Raw genomic sequence first — 21,339 nt, 5'->3', positions numbered from 1 at the left:
TCGGCGAACTCATCGACTGCTTCACGCACCAGGAATGCGAAAACTACTTCGCCGCCTGCGGATACGATGCAGATTGATCGGAAAACGCTCTAAGGCGGAGCGAAAAAAGTAGAACTCTACAAGAGACAATTGATAGAGAAGATGTGGCTTACCTAGCCTCACTTCTACTTCGTCTCGAGTTTGCGACCTCAATGGCAGGTATCAACTACGTAATCGGTCGAGTGTTTATCGATGACTTCAAAATATCGAGACACGTGAAGCTTCCTGCCACCGTCGCGACGTGGGCTTTCATGCTGCCCTCGCGAGTTCTTATTCTTCTTGCAATTCGAGCAACAATCAGAATGGAAATGTGAAACCTTGGTGGGGCCGCCATTCATGGCCTCACCCAATCACCCCTTCAAACTCACGCCACTCCCCCTTCGACATCCCCGATGTCTCCTGGGTCACTTCCTCCCCTTTTAACATCCGACGCACGCAGTCCAAAGCCTTGGCCGACAGGGTCGCGCCGCCCATCCGGTAGTCCTCGAAGGCGGCATAGGCGAAGGGCACCCAGTCGCGGACCATCTCGCAGATCGCCTCGGCGTAGACGCGGATCTCGTACTGGGCGTGGGCGTCGGCGCGCAGACGGAGGAAGTGGAAGAGGTTGTGCAGGTCGGTCTTCCAGTACCACTGCGTGTAGACATTGGCCGGCAGGTTCATCCGCGCCAGCTCGCGCGCGAGGCCCTGCTGGCCGTCCTGGGACAGCATCGCCTCGTAGTGGTCATAGGCCCGCCCGGCGTCGGATTTCAGCATCTCCAGCACCCGCTCGGCCTCGGCGCCTTCCAGCACGGCGCCGCGGCCCTGGTTGTTGGTGGTGGACTGCGCGGCGAGCGCGTCCGGCGCGGGGATGTAGAACTCGCGGTCGAGGATCGAGTAGCGGGCGGAATACTCGTTCACGTTGGCGGTGCGGTGGCGGATCCATTGCCGGGCGACGAAGACCGGCAGCTTGACGTGGAACTTGACCTCGCACATCTCGAACGGCGTCGAGTGCCAGTGGCGCATCAGGTAGCGGATCAGCCCCTCGTCGTTCGACACGTGCTTCGTGCCGGCGCCGTAGGAGACGCGGGCAGCCTGCACGATGGCGCTGTCGTCGCCCATGTAGTCGATGACCCGGACGAAGCCGTGATCCAGCACCTCGCGCGGGCGGTAGAGATGCGCCTCCATCCCCTCCGACACGGCGCGGAGGGTCTGGCGGGGGGCGGCGCGCTGGGCGTCGATCTCGGCTTGCTGCTCGGGCGTCAGCGGCATCGGGGCTCTCCTTCGGTGCGAGTCGGGGCACGTGCGGGCGATACTACATCTATGCGCGGCGAATGGAACCGCCGCGAGATGCGGGGATGTCGCGGGGCGTGCGGGTGTTGGGCGCGCGCGGGCGCCTGCCCTCTGGTCCCTGCCGGCAATCGTGCTAGGCTCCGGCCAAAACCGCAACCGGGAGAGGACCCCACATGAGCATCACCTATCTGCACACCATGGTCCGCGTGAAGGATCTCGACAAGACGATCGAGTTCTTCAAGATGCTGGGCCTGAAGGAGCGCCGGCGGTCGGAGAACGAGAAGGGCCGGTTCACGCTGGTCTTCCTGTGCCCGCCCGACCAGGACGACGGCACCGCCGACGTGGAGCTGACCTATAACTGGGACGGCGACGAGGGGCTGCCCTCGGACAGCCGGCATTTCGGGCATCTGGCCTACAAGGTCGACGATCTTTACGGGCTTTGCCAGACCCTGATGGATGCGGGCGTGACGATCAACCGGCCGCCGCGCGACGGGCACATGGCCTTCGTGCGCTCGCCCGACAACGTCTCGGTCGAGCTGTTGCAGGCGGGCGAGGCGCTGCCGCCCGAGGAACCCTGGGCGAGCATGGAAAACACGGGGCATTGGTAGGGCCCCTGCCCCTTGCCCTGGCCGTTTCGGCCGGGGCCGCGCTGCCGGCGGGGGCGGCCTGCCGGCTGGCCCTGCTCCTGGCGCTGGACATCTCGTCCTCGGTGGACGACGCCGAGGACCGGCTGCAGCGCGAGGGGCTGGCCGCGGCGCTGACCGCGCCCGAGATCGTCGAGGTCGTGCTGGCCCTGCCCGACCGGCCGGTGGCGCTGTCGGTCTTCGAGTGGAGCGGGCGCTATCAGCAGGACGTGCTGCTGGACTGGCGGCTGCTGGAGACGCGCGACGACATCTTCGCTGCCGCCAGCCGGATCGCCGGATCGCGCCGCAGCTATACCGAGTTTCCCACCGCCATCGGCTATGCGCTGGGCTACGCCGCCGCGCTGATCGAGGGCGCGCCGGTCTGCGACCAGGTGACGATCGACGTCTCGGGCGACGGGCGCAACAACGAGGGCTTCGCGCCGCGGCTGGCCTACGAGAACTTCCCGCTGGGCGGGGTGACGGTGAACGGGCTGGTGATCGGCGGGCTGGAGGAGGGCCTGCCGCAATACTACCGCGAGAACGTGATCAAGGGCCCCGGCGCCTTCGTCGAGACGGCGGCCGATTTCGACGGGTTCGAGCGGGCGATGCGCCGCAAGCTGTTGCGCGAGATGGAGGTGCGGGCGGTGGGCGCGCTGCCCCGCGCGGCCGGGGACGGCGGCGGGTGAGGCGCGCGCTGGTGCTTCTGGCGTGGCTGGTCTCGGCGCTGCCGGCCGGGGCGGCCTGTCGGCAGGCGCTGGCGCTGGGGCTGGACGTGTCGGGGTCCGTCGACGCGGTCGAATACCGGCTGCAGCTGGACGGGCTGGCGGCGGCGCTGCTGCGGCCCGAGGTGCAGCAGGCGTTCCTGGCCTTTCCCGAGGCGCCGGTGCGGCTTTACGTCTTCGAATGGGCCGGCAGCGCGGACCAGCGACGGCTGGTGGACTGGCGCGAGATCGGGTCGGCGGGCGACCTGGCCGACGTCGCGGCGGTGCTGACCGGCACGGGGCGCGTGTCGATGGCGCCGGCCACGGCGATCGGGGTCGCGATGCGGACCGGCGCCGAGGCGCTGGCGGCGCAGGGCGACTGCGACCGGCGGGTGCTGGATCTGTCGGGCGACGGCAAGTCGAATGTCGGCCCGCGGCCGCGGACGGTGAAGCGCGACCCGGCGCTGGCCGGGATCACCGTGAACGGGCTGGTCGTGGGGGCCGACCCGCGCAGCGCCTCGGACGCCCGCGGCGCGGCGGTGGGCGAGCTTCTGGCCTATTACCGCAACGAGGTGATCCACGGCCCGGGCGCCTTCACCGAGCTGGCGCTGGGCTTCGAGGGGTTCGAGGGGGCGATGGCGAAGAAGCTGTTGCGCGAGCTGCAGACCCTCGCCGTCGCCGGGCGTGGCCCGCGGCCGTGACGGCCCGGTTTGCACTTTCCGCCCGCTTCGGTATCGTCGCGCGCCAGCGAGGGGGACAGGGACAGCCATGACGGCACTGACCGAGTACCAGCGGCTGGAGCTGCCGGCGATCTGGCGGGCGGACCCGGAGGATCAGCGGCGCGACGTGATCGTGTCGCTGGGCGATGCGACGCTGGTGATCTACGACGGCGCGGGCCGGCCGCTGGCGCATTGGTCGCTGGCGGCGGTGGAGCGGCTGAACCCGTCGATCCGGCCGGCGCTCTACCGTCCGGGACCGGATTCGCCGGAGGAGCTGGAGGTCACCGATACCGACCTGGAGACGGCGATCGAGCGGATCCGCGCGGCGATCGACCGGCGGCGGCCGCGGCAGGGGCGGCTGCGCTATGTGCTGCTGGCCGGCGCGCTGGTGGCGGTGCTGGCGGCGGGCGTGCTGTGGCTGCCCGACGCGATGATCCGCCACGCGGCGGCGGTGGTGCCGGCGGCCAAGCGCGCCGACCTGGGCGCGCGGCTGCTGGACGAGGTGCGGCGGCTGACCGGGCCGCCCTGTTCGACCGAGCTGGGCGACCGCGCGGTGGGCGAGCTGGAGGCCCGGCTGCTGGGCGGGTCCGGCCGGCTCGTCGTGCTGCCCGACGGCATCTCCGACGCGGCGCATCTGCCGGGGGGCATCGTGCTGGTGAGCCGCGCGCTGGTCGAGGAGTACGACGACCCGAGCGTCGTGGCCGGCTATGTCCTGGCAGAGGTGGCGCGCGCCGCGGCGGTGGACCCGGTGGAGCGGATGCTGCGCGTCACCGGGCCGATGGTGGCGTTCCGGCTGTTGACCACGGGCGACGTGCGCGAGGCGACGCTGGCGGGCTATGCCGAGGCGCTGCTGACGGCGCCGCCCGACCCGGTGGCGGACCGGGCGCTGCTGGAAAGGTTCGCCGCCGTGGAGGTTCCGGCGTCGCCCTACGCCTATGCCGTGGACGCCTCGGGCGAGACGACGCTGGGCCTGATCGAGGCGGACCCGGTCGATCCGACATTCGCGCCGCCGGTGCTGCGCGACGCGGAATGGGTGAGCCTGCAGGGGATTTGCCGCGAGTGAGGCGGGGCGCGAATTTTCGTCGAAAATTCGGGGCACGCCGCCGAGCCTTCCCCTCCCCCGCCCCTTCTGCCACTCTGCCCGCGAAGGGAGATGCCCCATGCCGATCAAAGCCTGCGTGTTCGACGCCTACGGCACCCTGTTCGACGTCGCCGCCGCCGCCCGCGAGGCCGCGGCGGAGCCCGGCAACGAGGCGCTGCGGGACTGCTGGCAGACGCTCGCCCGCGACTGGCGGCTGAAGCAGCTGCAATATACCTGGCTGCGCGCCGTGGCCGGGGCGCATTGCGACTTCTGGCAGGTGACGGGCGACGGGCTGGACTGGGCGATGGAGGCGGCGGGGCTGGACGATGCGGCCCTGCGCGAGCGGCTCATGGCGCTCTACCTGGAGCTTTCCGCCTACCCGGAAGTGCCGGAGATGCTGGCCACGCTGAAGCAGCGCGGCTTCGCCACCGGCATCCTGTCGAACGGCGCGCCGCAGATGCTCTGCCGCGCGGTGGAGAGCGCCGGGGTGGCCGACTATCTCGACGCGATCCTGTCGGTCGAGGCGGTGGGCGTGTTCAAGCCGCACCGCAAGGTCTACGACCTGGTCGGGATGGAATACGGCACGCAGCCCGAAGAGGTGCTGTTCGTGTCCTCGAACGGCTGGGACGCGGCGCATGGCAAGGGGTTCGGCTTCGTCACCGCCTGGGTCAACCGGGCGGCCGAGCCGGTGGACCGCCTGCCCTGGCGCCCCGATCACATCCTGACCGACCTGAGCGGCATTCCCGAGCTTGCAGGAGCCTCATGACCGAGACGTTCACCACCCATGACCGCCTGAGCCTGGCCTATTCCGACGAGGGCCGCGGCCTGCCCGTGCTGTGCCTTGCCGGGCTGACCCGGACGATGCGCGATTTCGACTATGTCGCGCCGCATCTGGGCGAGGTGCGGTTGATCCGGATGGATTATCGCGGGCGCGGCGGGTCGGACTGGGCCGATCCTGCGACCTATACCGTGCCGGTGGAGGCACAGGACGCGCTGGCGCTGCTGGATCATCTGGGGCTGGAGACGGCGGCCGTGCTGGGCACCTCGCGCGGGGGGCTGATCGCGATGACGCTGGCGGCGACGGCGAAGGCGCGGCTGATCGGCGTCTGCCTGAACGACATCGGGCCCTATGTGGACCCCGCCGGGCTGGAGTTGATCCGGGGTTATGTGGGCAAGACCCCCGTCGTGAAGACGCTGGAAGAGGCCGCGGCGATGCGCGGGCGGTTCCTGGAGGCGGCGTTCCAGGGCGTGCCGCACAGCCGCTGGCGCGAGGAGGTGGAGCGGTTCTATGTCGAGACGCCGGAGGGGCTGAAGCTGAACTACGACCCCGACCTCGCCCGCATCTTCGACGCGGCCGAGCCCGAGGCGAACCCGGCGCCGGCGGATTTCTGGCCGGTCTTCGACTGTCTGGCGGGGCTGCCGCTGGCGGCGATCCGGGGAGCGAATTCGGACCTTCTCAGCCCGGAGACCTTCGCCGAGATGCAAAGGCGCCGGCCCGACATGATCGCCGCCGAGGTGCCGGGGCGCGGGCATGTGCCGTTCCTGGACGAGCCGGAGGCGGTGGCGGCCATCCGGGCGTGGATCGACCAATGCCGGTGACGGTCGCCGAGATCGAGGCCGCGGCGGAGCGGCTGGCGCCGGTGGTGCGGCGCACGCCGCTTTTGTCCTCGCCGTTTCTCGACGAGATCGCGGGGCGGCGGGTGCTGGTGAAGCCGGAATGCCTGCAGCATACCGGCTCGTTCAAGTTCCGCGGCGGCTGGTCGGCGGTCTCGGCGCTGCCGCCGGACGTGCGGGCCAGGGGCGTCATCGCGTTCTCCTCGGGCAATCATGCGCAGGGCGTGGCCTATGCGGCCAAGCTGCACGGGGTGCCCGCGGTGATCGTGATGCCGCGCGACGCGCCGCGGCTGAAGGTGGCGAATACCGAAGGGTTCGGGGCGGAGGTGGTGCTCTACGACCGCGAGACCGAGGACCGCGACGAGATCGGCGCGGCGCTGGCCGCCGAACGGGGGCTGACACTGATCAAGCCGTTCGACGAACCGATGGTGATCGCCGGGCAAGGCACCTGCGGGCTGGAGATCGCGGCGCAGGCGGCGGCGTGCGGTGTGAGCGAGGCCGACGTGCTGGTCTGCTGCGGCGGCGGCGGGCTGACGAGCGGCATCGCGCTGGCGCTGGAGCGGCATGCGCCGGGGCTGCGCGCGCGGCCGGTGGAGCCGGAGGGGTTCGACGACGTGGCGCGCTCGCTCGCCGCGGGCCGGATCGAGCGCAACGACCGGATGGCGGGGTCGGTCTGCGACGCGATCGTGACGCCGTCGCCGGGTGAGCTCACCTTTCCGATCATGCAACGGCTCTGCCGGCCGGGGCTCGCGGTGCCGGACGCGCTGGCGCTGAAGGCGATGGCGGCGGCGTTCGTGCGGCTGAAGCTGGTGCTGGAACCCGGCGGCGCGGTGGCGCTGGCGGCGGCGCTCTACCGGCCCGAGACGGTGGCGGGCGACGCGGTGATCGTGGTCGCCTCGGGCGGGAACGTGGACCCGGCAGCCTTTGCCGACGTGCTCCGGGAGGGGGCATGAAAGAGGTGGAGGGCGACCTGATCGCGATGGCCTGCGCGGGCGAGCTGGACGTGATCGTCCACGGCTGCAACTGCTTTCACGAGATGGGCCGGGGCATCGCCGCGGCCATCGCCGCCGAGTTCCCGCAGGCGGTCGCGGCCGACCGGGAGACGCCGAAGGGCGACCGCGACAAGCTGGGCACCGTCTCGACCGCACGGGCACAGCGCGACGGGCACCGGATCCGGGTGGTCAACGCCTATACCCAGTTCCACTGGACGGGGCGCGAGGGGACGGCGGATTACGACGCGATCGAGCGGGCCTTCGCCGAGGTGGCGCGGCGGTTTCCCGACCGCCGGATCGGCTATCCGAAGATCGGCGCGGGGATGGGCGGCGGCGACTGGGACGAGATCGCCACGCGCATCGACCGGGCGCTGGAGGGGCGCGACCACCGGCTGGTGGTGCTGCCGTGAGCGGCGCCGGGGCGGTCGACGGATACGCCCCGTCCCTCCACCGGGGCCATACTGTCCTGATACCTCCTGGGAGATTTCCATGACCGAATTCACCATCGCCAGCTTCAACGTGAAGAACCTGATCGGGCCGGATCGGGAATACTACCGCTTCGAGAGCTACACCGCCGAGGAATATGCGTGGAAGGAGGACTGGCTGGCCGACCAGCTGCTGACGCTGGACGCGGACGTGCTGTGTTTCCAGGAGGTGTTCCAGGAGGAGGCCCTGCGCGCGGTCGTGGACGAGGCCACCGCCCGCAGCGACGCGCTGAACGCGGCCGCGGTGCCGGGGCGGGACAAGCCCTATCGCAAGAAGGCGATCTTCCGGAAGCTGCACAGCGAAGGCTATACCGGGGCCGCGCTGGCCTTCGCGCCGAACGTCAACGACGGCCCGCCGGGCGAGCGGCGGCCGGGGCTGGCGGTGCTGTCGCGGCACGGCTTCGACGGCGCGCCGGAGGTGGTGCAGGCGCTGGACCCGGCGGTGGTGATCCCGTTCCGCGAATTGACCGGCGAGGACGCGGGGCATTACCGCCTGTCGCGGCTGTCGCGGCCGATCCTGAAGGTGAAGGTGCCGGTCGACGGCTCGGTCGTGACCGTCTTCAACGTCCATCTGAAGTCGAAGCTGGGCGAGTTCCACCGCCCCGAGGGCGCGCTGTTCGCGCCGGAACAGAACCTGCTGCGCTACGACGCCGAGGGCCGGTCGCTCGGCGCGCTGAAGGCGGGGCTCCGGCGGATGGCGGAGGCCTGGGTGCTGCGGCGGATGATCCTGCAGGAGCTGGAGGCGGGCCATCCGGTGATGGTGCTGGGCGACTACAACGATAGCGAGGACTCGGTGGCCGCCGAGATCATCGCGGGCGAGCGGCCCTTCGTGAACTATGCCTGGATGCGCCGCTACGACGCGCAGGCCCGGAACGAGCGCTATTCCGACGACGAGGCGGAGCGCATCCGCGAGGACGTGGAGCGGGTGCGGCTGCACTCGGCCGAGAAGCTGTTCGTGCGGAAGTCGCTGCGCGACATGGTCTACACGGCGGCCTTCGGCGGGGTCTACGAGTCCATCGACCAGATCCTGATGTCGCGGCATTTCCACCCCGACTACGCCGAGCGGATCGGCGAGATGGCGTATTTCAGCGTGCTGAACGACCATCTCACCGACGGCTCGCACCCCGAGGCGCCCTACAACAAGCTGGCGAGCGACCACGGCCAGATCATGGCGCATATCCGGATGGGGCGTAGGTAGGCGGCGGCGGCCCCTGGGTATTTACGCCAAGGTGAAGCAGCAGCGGGTGCGATCCGTCCCGTCGGGCGCGACGACAGGCGCGGTGGCCGGCCGTGTCGACAATCCCCGGCGCGCGTGCCAGTCTGCGCCGAAAGGGGAGGCCGGACATGCGCACTCAGGTTTGTATCATCGGGGGCGGGCCGTCGGGCCTGCTTCTGTCGCAGCTTCTTCACCGCAAGGGGATCGACAGCGTCGTGCTGGAGCGCCGCTCGCGCGAATACGTCCTCGGCCGCATCCGCGCCGGGGTGCTGGAACCCGGCACGGTGGCGCTGTTGCGCGAGGCCGGGGTCGGGCACCGGATGGACGAGCTGGGCATCGCCGACGAGGGCACGGTGGTGGCCGGCGAGAACTGGGGCTTCCGCGTCGATCTCAAGGCGATCACCGGCAAGTCGATGATGGTCTGGGGCCAGACCGAGATCACCCAGGACCTCTATGACGCGCGCGACGCGATGGAGGGCACGGTGATCGACGAGGCCGACGCGGTGAAGCCGCACGACGTCGATACCGACACGCCCTATGTCACCTATTACAAGGACGGCGCCGAGCACCGGATCGACTGCGACTGGGTGGCCGGCTGCGACGGGTTCCACGGGGTCAGCCGCCGCACCATCCCGCAGGACGTGCTGACCGAGTACGAGCGGGTCTATCCGTTCGGCTGGCTCGGCGTGCTGTCCGAGACGCCGCCGGTCAGCCGCGAGATCCTCTATGCCTCGCATTCGCGCGGCTTCGCGCTGGCCTCGCTCAGGAACGACAATCTCAGCCGCTACTACGTGCAGGTCGACAAGGGCGAGGTGGTCGAGAGCTGGTCCGACGACGCCTTCTGGGACGAGTTCCGCCGCCGCATCCCCGAAGAGATGGCCGACCGGCTGGTGACGGGGCCGTCGGTGGAGAAATCCATCGCGCCGCTGCGCTCCTACGTGGCCGAGCCGATGCGCTGGGGGCGGCTGTTCCTGGTGGGCGACGCGGCGCATATCGTGCCGCCGACCGGGGCCAAGGGGCTGAACCTGGCGGTGTCGGATGTCTATTATCTGTATCACGCGCTGGTCGGGCATTACCTGGAGGGCGACGACTCCGGGCTGGAGACCTACGCCGAACAGGCGGCCCGGCGGGTCTGGGGCGCGACGCGGTTCTCCTGGTGGTTCACGACGCTGATGCACCGCTATCCCGAGCAGTCGGGCTTCGACCGGCGGATGCAGGAGACCGAGCTGGACTTCCTGACCCGGTCCGAGGCGGCGCAGGCGGCCTTTGCCGAGCAATATGTGGGGCTGCCGTATTAGGGACGCGGGCCGACCGCGCACGGCGCCGCAATTCCGAAAGAAGGGGGAGCGCGATGCAGATAGCCGATCTCGACGGGCTGCGCCTGCACTGGCGCGAGGATGGCGATCGCGACGGCACGCCGGTGGTCCTGGCGAATTCGCTGGGGACCGACCTGCGGCTCTGGGACGCCGTGGTGGACCGGCTGCCGGCCGGCCTGCGGATCATCCGCTACGACAAGCGCGGCCACGGGCTGTCGGACTGCCCGCCCGGGCCCTACGCGATGGGCGCGCTCGTCACCGATGCCGAGCGGCTGATGGAGCGGCTGGGCGTGACCGGCGCGACCTTCGTCGGCCTGTCCATCGGCGGCATGATCGCCCAGGGGCTGGCGGTGAAGCGGCCGGACCTGGTGGCGCGGCTGGTCCTGTCGAACACCGCCGCCAAGATCGGGACCGAAGAGACCTGGTCCGACCGGATGGACCAGGTCCGGGCCGGCGGGATCGAGGCGCTGGCCGACGGCACGATGGAGCGCTGGTTCTCGAAGGGCTTCCGCGCGACGCCCGAACTCGCCGCCTGGCGGAACATGCTGACGCGCACGCCGGTCGAGGGGTATCTGGGCTGCATGGCGGCAATCCGGGGCACGGATTTCTACACCCCCACCTCGGGGATCGCGATGCCGGTGCTGGCCATCGCCGGCAGCGAGGACGGCTCGACCCCGCCGGACCTGGTGCGCGAGACGGCCGAGCTGATCGACGGCGCGCGGGTCCACCTGATCCGCGGCGCCGGCCACCTGCCCTGCGTGGAGAAGCCGCAGGAATATGCCGAGGTGCTGGCAGGGTTCCTGAGCGAGACCGGCGCCCTGTGACGGGCTATGGCCGGGAGCCGCGGCCGCGGCTCAGGCGCGCAGCACGGCGGCCCGGCGCCGCCGGGAGCGGATGAGCCGGGCGAGATCGGCGGTGTAGAGCAGCACGAAGAGCAGGAAGGACGAGATGCATAACGGCTCGGTCGTGGTGTAGGTGCGGTAGATCAGCGGCGCCCAGTCGGCTGCCACCAGATCCTTGCCGAAGAACAGCACGAGGTAGAGCACGGCGAGCCCGATGCTGACGCTTCCCGCGACCAGCCGGACGCGGTTCGCCGGCGGGTGCAGCACGCCCGCCCCCGCCATCACCGCCCGCGTCTCCGGATCGCGGGCGAGCATGGCGCTGTAGTACAGCCCGATCACCACCGCCGCGGCCTGCGCGCCGAAGAACAGGTAGCTGCCGAGCATGTGCGTGTCGCGGTGCGCGGGAAAGGTGTACTGGCTGAGGATCACCATGCCGATGCAGGCCACGGCCTGCACCGGGACGACCGCGGCCGCCAGGCGCAGCATGATCCGGCGCGCCCTGGGCGGGAGCGCCGGGCCGCGGAACAGCACATGGAGCTGCGAGACGGTGATCGCCATGACGGCGGCATAGAGCAGCACGGCCGAGACCAGGATCCACTGCGCGAAGACCTGCTGGATGGCGGGGTCCGCCAGCGCCTGGCTGATCGTCGGCGGCCGGTCGGCGACGCGGTCGGGATGCGCCGCGATATAGGCCGCCCGCGCCCAGTAGATGCGGAAGTTGACCACACCCGCGACGACCAGGTTCGCGCAGAGGCCGAAGCCGGCGAACCAGATCAGCCAGGCAGGCGGGGAATAGGCCGAGGGCGTCATGTCGCGCACGGGGCGGGTCCGTTGGTTGGTGTTCGCTCCGACCTACCCCGCCCGCGCGGCGGCGCGCAAGCCCGTGTGCGGCGGGGGGCTCGTAGTCCCCTGGCGGAGCCGTTCTGCAAGCCCTCGCCCCGGCCGGCCCCTTCGACCTACCGCGATCCGCCCATGTCGATCCTGCCGGACGGCACCGGTGCCGACGATCGCGGCGGGCAATATCCCGATGGCGTCGCCCGCCCGTCATCGTGAGAGCGTTGGGAATTTCGGGATCCCGGAAAGGCTCCGGCGCCGCGCGGCATCCCCCGCTGTAGCTCGGCACGAGGACCCGCCCCTTCCGGGACACCCGATGGCCGCCATAGGTTGCCCCACGCGGCTCTTTCGTGGGGCACTTCGCTCAAAAAAAAAATGCCGAAATCGACGTGTTGGTACCCGCGGCCGGACTCGAACCGGCACGGCCTCTCGGCCTAGGGATTTTAAGTCCCCTGTGTCTACCATTCCACCACGCGGGCCCGGCGCGGACCATAGCCGCGGGGCGCGCGGGCGGAAACCGGGAATCGCGGCGGCGCGCAGGTGGCGGGACCGGATGTCACAGCATCGTTGCAAATGCAACGTCTTGACGTGCCCCCGGCCCTGCCTGTAAAGAGGCCCGCATGATCGTTGCAATCGCAACGATATCCCGGAGGAGGAGGAAGCCCCGATGTCTGCACCCGAACTCAAGGTCCAACAGATCCACCACGTCGCCTATCGCTGCCGCGATGCCAAGGAGACCGTGGAGTGGTACAAGAAGATGCTGAACATGGACTACACGCTGGCCTTTGCGGAAAACCACGTGCCGTCCACCCATGAACCCGATCCGTACATGCACATCTTCCTGGACGCCGGCAACGGCAACGTCCTGGCCTTCTTCGAGCTGCCGACCAAGCCGGAGATGGGGCGCGACGAGAACACCCCGAAATGGGTGCAGCACCTGGCGCTGAAGGTCGCCGATCACGACACGCTCGTGGCCTACAAAGAGCATCTGGAGGCCAACGGCGTCGAGGTCCTGGGCGTCACCGACCACTCGGTGTTCCACTCGATCTACTTCTTCGATCCGAACGGGCACCGCATCGAGCTGGCCTATGACGACCCCGACTCGGCCGCGATGGCCGCGAAGGCGGCGCAGGTGAAGGACGCGATGCTGGCGGAATGGTCGCAGACCAAGCGCGCCCCGCGCCACGCCGACTGGCTGCACGCGAAAGAACTGGAAGAGCTGTAAGATGCTCAATACGTACCAATTCCCCGAATTCGAGTATGTCCAGAGCCCCGAGCAGATCGCGGGCCAGGTGCTGCGCCACCCGGTCGTGGTGGTGGGCGCCGGGCCGGTCGGGCTGACGGCCGCGCTGGATTTCGCGGCCCGCGGCCTGAAGGTCGTGGTGCTGGACGATTCCGACACCGTCTCGGTCGGCTCGCGCGCGGTCTGCTACGCCAAGCGGCCGCTGGAGATCTGGGACCGGCTGGGCGTCGCCGACCGGATGCTCGACAAGGGCATCGGCTGGAAACAGGGCCGCGTGTTCTTTCGCGACCGCGAGGTCTACAATTTCGACCTGCTGCCCGAGGAAGGCCACAAGATCCCGGCCTTCATCAACCTCCAGCAATACTACCTGGAGGAATACATGGTCGAGGCGGCGCGGTCGAACCCGCTGATCGACCTGCGCTGGAAGCACAAGGTGGTCAGCCTGCACCGCCACGACGACCATGCCGAGCTGGCCGTGGAGACGCCCGACGGCATCTTCCGGATGGAGGCGGACTGGGTCGTCGCCTGCGACGGCGCCAATTCCGACATCCGCAACATGGTGGGGGCCGAGTTCAAGGGCCAGTTCTTCCAGGACCGGTTCCTGATCGCCGACATCGTGATGAAGGCGAACTTCCCTACCGAGCGCTGGTTCTGGTTCGATCCCGATTTCCACCGCGGGCAATCGGCGCTGCTGCACAAGCAGTCCGACGATGTCTGGCGGCTGGATTTCCAGCTGGGCTGGGACGCCGATCCGAAGCTGGAAAAGCAGCCCGAGCGGATCATCCCGCGCGTCAAGGCGATGATCGGCGAGGACGTGGAGTTCGAGTTGGAATGGGCCTCGGTCTACCAGTTCGCCTGCCGCCGGATCGACGATTTCCGCTATGGCCGGGTGCTGTTCGCCGGCGACGCGGCCCACCAGGTGTCGCCGTTCGGCGCGCGCGGGGCCAATACCGGCGTGCAGGACATCGACAATCTGGGCTGGAAACTGGCGGCGGTGATCCGCGGCGACGCGCCGGACTCGCTGATCGACAGCTACCATGCCGAGCGCGCCTATGCCGCGGATGACAACATCCTCAATTCCACCCGGTCGACGGACTTCATCACGCCGAAGAACACCGCCTCCCGCCGGTTCCGCGACGCGGCGCTGGCGCTGTCGGAACAGTTCGAGTTCGCCCGCCCGCTGGTCAATTCGGGCCGTCTGTCGGTGCCCACGCCCTATGCGCAAAGCCCGCTGAACACGCCGGACGACGCGGCGTGGGCCGGCCGGATGGCGCCGGGCACCTGCGCCGCCGACGCGCCGGTGAAGGTCCGGGGCGAGGAGGCGTGGCTTCTGGAGCTTCTGGGCGATGGCTTCACGCTTCTGAGCTTCGGCCCGGTGCCGGAGACGGTAAGCCGCGGCGCTCTCACGCCCAAGATCCTGGTCGCCGGCGAGGATTTCGAGGACAGCGCGGGGCTGGTGGCCGAGCGCTACGACGGCACGCCGGGCAGCGTCTATCTGATCCGGCCGGACCAGCACGTCGCCGCCCGCTGGCGGCAGTTCGACGCGGACAAGGTCGCGCAGGCCATCGCCCGCGCCATGGGAGAGACGACATGACCCTGATGCTGAGCCCGAACCTCGAAAACCCCGACGCCTTCTACGAGGCGCTGACCGACGCCCAGCGCGATCTGAGCGACGAGCAGGCGAACGACATGAACGCCCGGCTGGTCCTGATCCTGGCCAACCAGGTCGGACGTCTGGAAGACCTGCGCGAAGCGATCCGGCTCGCGGCCCCCGCAGAGGCCTGAGCCGCGCCGCGCAGGACGGGTCCGGCCCTTTGGGGAAGGGGCCGGGCCCGGTTTCGCACTAAGCGCCCCGGCCTGGCCGGCGCGCTCACACCCCGCCCTCCTTCACCGCCTGCATCGCCACGAAGGTCGAGGTCTGCGCCACGTGCGGCAGGGTCGAAATTTCCTCGGCCAGCACCCGGCGATAGGCGGTCATGTCCGCCGTGCGCACCTTCAGCAGGTAATCGAACCCGGCGGCCACCATGTGGCATTGCTCGATCTCGGGCACCTTGCGCACCGCCGCGTTGAACGCCGCCAGCGCCGCCTCGCGCGTGTCGGTCAGCTTGACCTCGACAAAGGCCACGTGGTCGCGCCCGATGCGGATCGGGTCCAGCATCGCGCGGTAGCCGGTGATCACCCCGTCGCGCTCCAGCCGCTTCAGCCGCGTCTGGGTCGGGGTCTTGGACAGGCCGATCCGGGCGGCCAGATCGGTGACGCTGATCCGCCCCTCGGCCGACAGCACGTCGAGAATCGCCTGGTCGAAGCGGTCGAGGTCGGATTGCATCGCCATCGGTCCTGTTTTCGGTCGATTTTCCCGACAACGCCATATCTTCAGACGAAACGCAAAACCCCACCTGCGCTATCCAGGGTGAAACGGAGGCCGCCATGACCCGCACCGACCCGCTCCTGAAGATCGACGCCGCCACCTATGCCGACGAGGACGCGACCCTCGCCGCGCTGATCGACATGGCCGCGCTGGACGACGCCGCGCGCGCGCGCATCGGAACGCGCGCCGCCGCGCTGGTGCGCGACATCCGCGGCTCGGCCCGGCCCGGCCTGATGGAGGTGTTCCTGGCGGAATATGGGCTGTCGACCGAGGAGGGCATCGCGCTGATGTGCCTCGCCGAGGCGCTGCTGCGGGTGCCGGACGCCGAGACCATCGACGCGCTGATCGAGGACAAGATCGCCCCGTCGGACTGGGGCAAGCATCTCGGCCATTCCTCCTCGTCGCTGGTCAACGCCTCGACCTGGGCGCTGATGCTGACGGGCCGCGTTCTGGAAGAGCCGCGGCCGGGCCTGGCCGGCGCGCTGCGCGGTGCGGTGAAACGGATGGGAGAGCCGGTGATCCGCACCGCCGTGGGCCGGGCGATGCGCGAGATGGGGCGGCAATTCGTGCTGGGCGAGACGATCCGGTCGGCGATGACGCGCGCCGAGGGGATGGAAGCCAAGGGCTACACCTATTCCTACGACATGCTGGGCGAGGCCGCGCGCACGGACGCGGACGCGAAGCGCTACTTCGACGCCTACGCCGCCGCCATCGCGGAGATCGGCAAGAAGGCGACCCACGGCAACATCCTCGACAACCCCGGCATCTCGGTAAAGCTTTCGGCGCTGCACCCCCGCTACGAGGAAGCGCAGCGCGAGCGGGTGATGGCCGAGTTGGTGCCGCGCCTGTCGAAACTCGCGCGGCAGGCGGCGGAGGCCGGCATAGGGCTGAATATCGACGCCGAAGAGGCCGACCGGCTGTCGCTGTCGCTCGACGTGATCGCGGCGGTGCTGGAGGACGAGGCGCTGGCCGGCTGGGACGGCTTCGGCGTGGTGGTGCAGGCCTACGGCCAGCGCGCGGCGCCGGTGATCGACTGGCTCTACGACCTGGGCGAGCGGCTGGACCGGCGCTTCACGCTGCGGCTGGTCAAGGGCGCCTACTGGGACACCGAGATCAAGCACAGCCAGGTGATCGGCGCCCCGGGCTTCCCGGTGTTTCAGCGCAAGGCGGCGACCGACGTCTCCTATATCGCCTGCGCGCGCAAGCTCCTGGGGCTGCGCGACCGCATCTACCCGCAATTCGCCACCCACAACGCCCACACCGCCGCCGCGATTCTGGAGATGGCGGAGACGCGCGAGGGCTGGGAGTTCCAGCGCCTGCACGGCATGGGCGAGCGGCTGCACGACCTGCTGATGCAGGAGAAGGGCGCGCGCTGCCGCATCTATGCGCCGGTGGGCGCGCATCGCGACCTGCTGGCCTACCTGGTGCGGCGGCTGCTGGAGAACGGGGCGAACAGCTCCTTCGTCAACCAGATCGTGGACGAGGACGTGCCGCCCGAAGAGGTCGCGGCCGATCCCTTCGAGGCGGTCAGGACGGCGCCGATCCGCGTGGAGCGGCCGGCGGAGATCTTCCGGCCGCTGCGCGAGAACTCCCGCGGCTGGGATCTCGCCCACCGGCCCACGCTGGCGGAACTGGAGGCGGCGCGCAGCGAATACCGCAGCGCGACCTTCGCGGCGGCGCCGATTCTTGCTGGCGAGGAAGGCCCGGACGGGGCTGACGAGCGCCGGGTGAACCCCTGCGACCCCGAGGACGAGGTGGGCCGCGTGCGCAACGCGACGCCCGACGAGGTAGAGGCCGCGCTGGCCGCCGCCCGGCCGTGGGACGCCCCGCCCGAGGACCGCGCGGCGGTGCTGAAGCGCGCCGCCGCGCTCTACGAGGAGCACCACGCCCGGCTCTTCGCGATCTGCGCGCGCGAGGCGGGCAAGTCCCTGCCCGACTCGGTGGGCGAGCTGCGCGAGGCGGCCGATTTCCTGCTCTACTACGCCGAGCAGGCGAAGACGCTGGACCGCCCGGCCTGCGGCACCTTCACCTGCATCAGCCCGTGGAACTTCCCGCTGGCGATCTTCACCGGCCAGATCGCGGGCGCGCTGGCCGCCGGCAACGCGGTGCTGGCGAAACCGGCCGAACAGACGCCGCTGATCGGCCATGCCGCCGTCGCGCTTCTGCACGAGGCGGGCGTGCCGCGCGAGGTGCTGCAGTTCCTGCCGGGCGACGGGCCGACCGTGGGCGCGGCGCTGACCTCGGACCCGCGCGTGGGCGGCGTGGCCTTCACCGGCTCGACCGAGACCGCGCGGGCGATCCGCGCCGCGATGGCCGAGCATCTCGACCCCTCCGCGCCGCTGATCGCCGAGACCGGCGGCATCAACGCGATGATCGTCGATTCCACCGCCCTGCCCGAGCAGGCGGTGCGCGACATCCTCGCCTCGGCCTTCCAGTCGGCGGGCCAGCGCTGTTCGGCGCTGCGCTGCCTCTACGTGCAGGCCGACATCGCCGAGAGCTTCAAGCGGATGCTGTTCGGCGCGATGGACGCGCTGCATATGGGTGACCCCTGGCACCTGTCGACCGATGTGGGCCCAGTCATCGACGCCGAGGCGCGGGACGACATCGCCGCCTATGTGACGGCGGCGAAGGCGGACGGCACGGTGCTGCACCAGCTCTCCGCCCCCGAGACGGGGGTCTTCATCGCGCCGACGGTCGTCGAGGTGGGCGGCATCCTCGACATCGAGCGCGAGGTGTTCGGGCCGGTGCTGCATCTGGCCACCTTCGACCCGGAGGATCTGGACTCGGTGCTCGACGACATCCGCCGCTCGGGCTACGGGCTGACCTTCGGGCTGCACACCAGGATCGACGACCGGGTGCAATACGTGACCGAGCGGCTGGCCGTCGGCAACGCCTATGTCAACCGCAACCAGATCGGCGCCATCGTCGCCAGCCAGCCCTTCGGCGGCGAGGGGCTGTCGGGCACCGGCCCGAAGGCCGGCGGACCCGAATACGTGGCCCGCTTCACCGCCCGCGCGCGTCTCCGCGAGGACGGCACGCCGGACCCCGCCCTGCCCCTCGACGACGTGCAGGAACTGATCGACGAGGCGCAGCCGCCGCGCGGCGCGCGGGCGGTCCGCGACTTCCCCGGACCGACGGGCGAGTCGAACCGCCTGTCGCATCACCCGCGCGGCCCCGTCCTGTGCCTCGGCCCCGGCGACCCGGCGGCGATCCGCCAGAAGGAAGCGGTGGAGGCGCTGGGCGGCGTGGCGGTCGCCCTGCCCGAGGCGCTGGATCCGGAAGAGATGCACATCCTGGAGCATTTCTCCGGCGTGATCTGGTGGGGCGACGACGCCACGGCGCGGGCGCTGGCGCGCTCGCTGGCCGAGCGCGACGGACCCATCGTGCCGCTGATCACGGCGATGCCCACGGCGCCCGACGCGCTGTTCGAGCGGCACCTGTGCATCGACACCACCGCCTCGGGCGGCAACGCGGAGCTGCTGGCGCAGGTATCCGACGCTTGACCTTCGGGCCGCGCCGCCCAAGGGTGACGCCATGTTTCCGATCCGCGATCACAACCCGTCCAGCCAGACGCCCGTCGTCTGCTACCTGCTGATCGCGGCGAACGTGCTGATCTTCCTGGGCACCCTGCCCGCGATGTCCGACGACTTCTCGGCGCGCGCCTTCCTGATCGACTGGGCGCTGATCCCGGCGCGGCTGGCCGATGGCGGCGGCTACTACACGCTGGTCTCGTCGATGTTCCTGCATGGCGGCTTCCTGCATATCGCCGGCAACATGCTGTTTCTGTGGATCTTCGGCGACAACCTGGAAGAGGATTTCGGCCATCTCGGCTTTCTGATCTTCTACCTGGCCAGCGGGATCGGTGCCGGGCTCATCCATTTCCTGATGGCGCCGTGGTCGGTGGTGCCCACGGTGGGCGCGTCGGGCGCCATCGCCGGGGTGATGGGCGGCTACCTGTTGATGTATCCCAAGGCGCGGGTCGATGTGCTGTTCATCTTCATCGTCTTCTTCAAGGTCTTCCCGGTGCCCGCCTGGATCATGCTGGGCATCTGGTTCGCGCTGCAGCTGTTCAACGGCGTCGGCGCCGACCCGTCGATGGGCGGCGTCGCCTACTGGGCGCATGCCGGCGGCTTCGTCGTGGGGCTGGCGCTGACCGTGCCGCTGTTCTTCCGGCGCGGCGGCCCGGCCTTCTGGAACCGCACCCACGGCCACCCGGACCATCCCGAGGCACAGTACCGGCTAGAGCGCAGCCACGTGCCCCGCGTCACACGGCGGCGCAAATGACCGGCGCGGCGCGGCGGCTGACCTGCCATTGCGGCGCGGTGGAACTGTCGGTGGTCATCGACCGGCCACTGGCAGAGGCGAAACGCTGCGACTGCTCGTTCTGCCGCCGCCGCGGCGCCCCGATGCTGGGCGTGCCGCTGGACAAGCTGACGGTGGTGACGGGGGCCGACAAGCTGACGCTCTATACCTGGGGCACCGGCACGGCGCAGCACTATTTCTGCTCGGTCTGCGGCATCTACACCCACCACCGGCGCCGTTCGAACCCGAACGAATACGGCATCAACCTGGGCGCGCTGGAGGGGGTGAACCCGCGAGAGCTGGGCGAGTTCGCCTGGACGGACGGGGTGAACCACGTCTCGGACCGAGGGCGCTGAGAGCATCGCCGCAAAACCGAAACCGGCCGCTGGACGTGCGGCCGGCTTCGGGGGCGCGCGGGCGGGCGCGTCAGTATGCGGTCTTCACGCCCTCGGTCGACATGTGCTTGCCGACCCGCTCGCCGTAATCGTGGGTGTCGTTGCCGACCCATGCAAAGACCGAGATGCACAGGCCCACGACGCCGGCGGTGATGACGACCCAGTCCACCGTAATGGCACCGTCCTCGCGGCGCAGAAAACGGCCGAACCGGGTGTCGAGGGACTTTATGAGTAACACAGGGGGCCTCTCCAATCGAACGCTACACTCCGGTCCAGCCTTGGCAACCGAGTGCGGCCACATTGCGGCGCCGCCCGGATCGTCCCCCGGATCGTCTCCCGTCACGCAACGGTGCGCAGCGTTCCGGAGAATTGATCGAAAATCCGCTCGTTCGCGCACAGGATCGTCTTGTCGTCGAACATGTCGCCGCCCTCGTCCAGCGGCTCCACCAGCCCCCCGGCCTCGCGCACGATGACGATGCCGGCGGCCATGTCCCAGGGATGCAGCCCGCGCTCCCAGAACCCGTCGAGCCGCCCGGCCGCGACATAGGCGAGGTCCAGCGCCGCCGCGCCCCAGCGCCGCACCCCGGCACAGGCCGGCAGCAGCCGGCCCAGGTCGCGCAGCGTCTCCGGCAGGTCGGCGCGGCCGCCGAAGGGCAGCCCGGTGGCGAAGATCGCCTCGATCATCCGGTGCCGCGCGGAGACCCGCAGGCGGCCCTCGTTCATCCAGGCGCCGGCGCCTTTCTCGGCCACGAACATCTCGTCCTTGGCGGGGTCGAAGACGACGCCGGCCACGATCTCGCCCTTGTGCTCCAGCGCGATCGACACGGCCCAGTGCGGCAGGCCGTGCAGGAAATTGGTGGTGCCGTCCAGCGGATCGACGATCCAGCGGCGGGTGGGGTCGGTGCCCTCGGCCTCGGCGCTTTCCTCGCCGACCCAGCCGTAGTTCGGTCGCCCGCCCATCAGCTCGTCGCGGATGATCTTCTCGGCGGCGATGTCGGCGCGGGAGACGAAATCCCCCGCCCCCTTCATCGAGACCTGCAGGTTCTCCACCTCGCGGAAGTCCTTGACCAGGCTGCGCCCGGCCTTCCGCGCGGCGCGGATCATCAGGTTGAGATTGGCGCTGCCCTGCATGTCTCGGCTCCTGTTCGACAGGGCCGCGACATAGGCCAGCGGCGCGGAAGGGACAAGAGGCGTTCCGGGGGGCGTTTAGAGCGTTTTCCGATCAATCTGCATCGTATCCGCAGGCGGCGAAGTAGTTTTCGCATTCCTGGTGCGTGAAGCAGTCGATGAGTTCGCCGAT

At 69.9% G+C, this 21,339-nt stretch carries 22 protein-coding genes and 1 tRNA gene; 17 read left to right on the top strand and 6 right to left on the bottom strand.

Annotation, left to right across the window (positions count from 1 at the left end; all coding sequences use genetic code 11):
• Window positions 1-381: 381 nt before the first annotated feature.
• Entirely contained in the window at window positions 382-1,287 is a 906-nt protein-coding gene (gene thyX / locus P1J78_RS20510; protein WP_275569263.1) for an FAD-dependent thymidylate synthase, read from the bottom strand.
• 194 nt (window positions 1,288-1,481) lie between these two features.
• On the opposite strand from thyX, the gene P1J78_RS20505 reads away from it, so the two are divergent.
• The 11 genes from P1J78_RS20505 (at window position 1,482) to pcaD (ending at window position 10,879) form a co-directional block, all read left to right on the top strand.
• Window positions 1,482-1,916: a VOC family protein gene (locus P1J78_RS20505; RefSeq protein WP_275569262.1), complete on the top strand. Its 435-nt coding sequence runs from the start codon at window positions 1,482-1,484 to the stop codon at window positions 1,914-1,916.
• Window positions 1,910-2,617 carry a DUF1194 domain-containing protein gene (locus P1J78_RS20500; protein ID WP_275569261.1) on the top strand — a complete coding sequence of 236 codons (708 nt, stop codon included), beginning with the start codon at window positions 1,910-1,912 and terminating at the stop codon, window positions 2,615-2,617. Before P1J78_RS20505 ends, P1J78_RS20500 begins: the two co-directional genes overlap by 7 nt.
• Window positions 2,614-3,333 (top strand): DUF1194 domain-containing protein, encoded by a 720-nt coding sequence (locus tag P1J78_RS20495; protein WP_275569260.1) that lies wholly within the window; start codon window positions 2,614-2,616, stop codon window positions 3,331-3,333. The genes P1J78_RS20500 and P1J78_RS20495 overlap by 4 nt, the downstream gene beginning before the upstream one ends.
• A 67-nt stretch (window positions 3,334-3,400) precedes the next feature.
• A complete protein-coding gene (locus tag P1J78_RS20490) occupies window positions 3,401-4,414 on the top strand; it encodes a hypothetical protein (protein ID WP_275569259.1) in 1,014 nt (337 codons plus the stop codon).
• Between the two features lie 97 nt (window positions 4,415-4,511).
• Window positions 4,512-5,198, top strand: coding sequence for a haloacid dehalogenase type II (locus tag P1J78_RS20485; RefSeq protein WP_275569258.1), 687 nt, complete (start codon window positions 4,512-4,514; stop codon window positions 5,196-5,198).
• A complete protein-coding gene (locus P1J78_RS20480) occupies window positions 5,195-6,031 on the top strand; it encodes an alpha/beta fold hydrolase (protein ID WP_275569257.1) in 837 nt (278 codons plus the stop codon). Before P1J78_RS20485 ends, P1J78_RS20480 begins: the two co-directional genes overlap by 4 nt.
• Window positions 6,022-6,999, top strand: a complete 978-nt coding sequence (locus P1J78_RS20475; RefSeq protein WP_275569256.1) for a threonine ammonia-lyase — start codon at window positions 6,022-6,024, stop codon at window positions 6,997-6,999. Before P1J78_RS20480 ends, P1J78_RS20475 begins: the two co-directional genes overlap by 10 nt.
• The gene (locus P1J78_RS20470) at window positions 6,996-7,448 is read left to right on the top strand and encodes a macro domain-containing protein (protein WP_275569255.1); all 453 of its coding nucleotides are present in this window, start codon (window positions 6,996-6,998) and stop codon (window positions 7,446-7,448) included. Before P1J78_RS20475 ends, P1J78_RS20470 begins: the two co-directional genes overlap by 4 nt.
• A 79-nt stretch (window positions 7,449-7,527) precedes the next feature.
• A complete protein-coding gene (locus P1J78_RS20465) occupies window positions 7,528-8,721 on the top strand; it encodes an endonuclease/exonuclease/phosphatase family protein (RefSeq protein ID WP_275569254.1) in 1,194 nt (397 codons plus the stop codon).
• 146 nt (window positions 8,722-8,867) lie between these two features.
• Entirely contained in the window at window positions 8,868-10,037 is a 1,170-nt protein-coding gene (gene pobA, locus P1J78_RS20460) for a 4-hydroxybenzoate 3-monooxygenase (protein WP_275569253.1), read from the top strand.
• A gap of 53 nt (window positions 10,038-10,090) precedes the next feature.
• A complete protein-coding gene (gene pcaD / locus P1J78_RS20455) occupies window positions 10,091-10,879 on the top strand; it encodes a 3-oxoadipate enol-lactonase (RefSeq protein ID WP_275569252.1) in 789 nt (262 codons plus the stop codon).
• Between the two features lie 30 nt (window positions 10,880-10,909).
• Here pcaD and P1J78_RS20450 read toward each other — a convergent pair whose 3' ends face one another.
• Together P1J78_RS20450 and P1J78_RS20445 are read right to left on the bottom strand one after the other, a co-directional pair.
• Window positions 10,910-11,716 carry a hypothetical protein gene (locus tag P1J78_RS20450; RefSeq protein ID WP_275569251.1) on the bottom strand — a complete coding sequence of 269 codons (807 nt, stop codon included), beginning with the start codon at window positions 11,714-11,716 and terminating at the stop codon, window positions 10,910-10,912.
• Between the two features lie 408 nt (window positions 11,717-12,124).
• Window positions 12,125-12,210: transfer RNA gene (locus P1J78_RS20445), tRNA-Leu, on the bottom strand.
• A 188-nt stretch (window positions 12,211-12,398) separates the two neighbouring features.
• Between P1J78_RS20445 and P1J78_RS20440 the strand changes: the two genes are divergently transcribed.
• Genes P1J78_RS20440 through P1J78_RS20430 form a run of 3 tightly spaced genes read left to right on the top strand, consistent with a single transcriptional unit; the run spans window position 12,399 to window position 14,759 of the window.
• Window positions 12,399-12,956, top strand: coding sequence for a VOC family protein (locus tag P1J78_RS20440; RefSeq protein WP_275569250.1), 558 nt, complete (start codon window positions 12,399-12,401; stop codon window positions 12,954-12,956).
• Window position 12,957: 1 nt separating this feature from the next.
• A complete protein-coding gene (locus P1J78_RS20435; protein ID WP_275569249.1) occupies window positions 12,958-14,568 on the top strand; it encodes an FAD-dependent oxidoreductase in 1,611 nt (536 codons plus the stop codon).
• On the top strand, window positions 14,565-14,759 hold the full coding sequence (locus P1J78_RS20430; protein WP_275569248.1) for a DUF2783 domain-containing protein: 195 nt from the start codon (window positions 14,565-14,567) through the stop codon (window positions 14,757-14,759). The genes P1J78_RS20435 and P1J78_RS20430 overlap by 4 nt, the downstream gene beginning before the upstream one ends.
• Before the next feature lie 85 nt (window positions 14,760-14,844).
• Here P1J78_RS20430 and P1J78_RS20425 read toward each other — a convergent pair whose 3' ends face one another.
• Entirely contained in the window at window positions 14,845-15,300 is a 456-nt protein-coding gene (locus tag P1J78_RS20425) for an Lrp/AsnC family transcriptional regulator (RefSeq protein ID WP_275569264.1), read from the bottom strand.
• Between the two features lie 101 nt (window positions 15,301-15,401).
• On the opposite strand from P1J78_RS20425, the gene putA reads away from it, so the two are divergent.
• From putA to P1J78_RS20410, 3 genes are read left to right on the top strand one after another with little or no spacing between them, the layout of a single operon-like run.
• On the top strand, window positions 15,402-18,845 hold the full coding sequence (gene putA, locus P1J78_RS20420) for a bifunctional proline dehydrogenase/L-glutamate gamma-semialdehyde dehydrogenase PutA (RefSeq protein WP_275569247.1): 3,444 nt from the start codon (window positions 15,402-15,404) through the stop codon (window positions 18,843-18,845).
• 31 nt (window positions 18,846-18,876) lie between these two features.
• Window positions 18,877-19,626, top strand: coding sequence for a rhomboid family intramembrane serine protease (locus tag P1J78_RS20415; RefSeq protein WP_275569246.1), 750 nt, complete (start codon window positions 18,877-18,879; stop codon window positions 19,624-19,626).
• Complete coding sequence (locus P1J78_RS20410) at window positions 19,623-20,000, top strand: GFA family protein (RefSeq protein WP_275569245.1); 378 nt, start codon at window positions 19,623-19,625, stop codon at window positions 19,998-20,000. The genes P1J78_RS20415 and P1J78_RS20410 overlap by 4 nt, the downstream gene beginning before the upstream one ends.
• A 70-nt stretch (window positions 20,001-20,070) precedes the next feature.
• Here the strand turns inward: P1J78_RS20410 and P1J78_RS20405 are convergent, their stop codons facing one another.
• Both P1J78_RS20405 and P1J78_RS20400 read right to left on the bottom strand, forming a co-directional pair.
• On the bottom strand, window positions 20,071-20,277 hold the full coding sequence (locus P1J78_RS20405; RefSeq protein ID WP_275569244.1) for a Flp family type IVb pilin: 207 nt from the start codon (window positions 20,275-20,277) through the stop codon (window positions 20,071-20,073).
• A 101-nt stretch (window positions 20,278-20,378) separates the two neighbouring features.
• On the bottom strand, window positions 20,379-21,170 hold the full coding sequence (locus tag P1J78_RS20400) for an inositol monophosphatase family protein (RefSeq protein ID WP_275569243.1): 792 nt from the start codon (window positions 21,168-21,170) through the stop codon (window positions 20,379-20,381).
• Between the last annotated feature and the right edge of the window lie 169 nt (window positions 21,171-21,339).

It is taken from the genome of Psychromarinibacter sediminicola, assembly GCF_029168335.1.
In the GTDB taxonomy this organism is placed as follows: domain Bacteria; phylum Pseudomonadota; class Alphaproteobacteria; order Rhodobacterales; family Rhodobacteraceae; genus Psychromarinibacter; species Psychromarinibacter sediminicola.
Note: the sequence above shows the minus strand (reverse complement) of the source record. Positions and strands in the feature narration are given on the sequence as shown.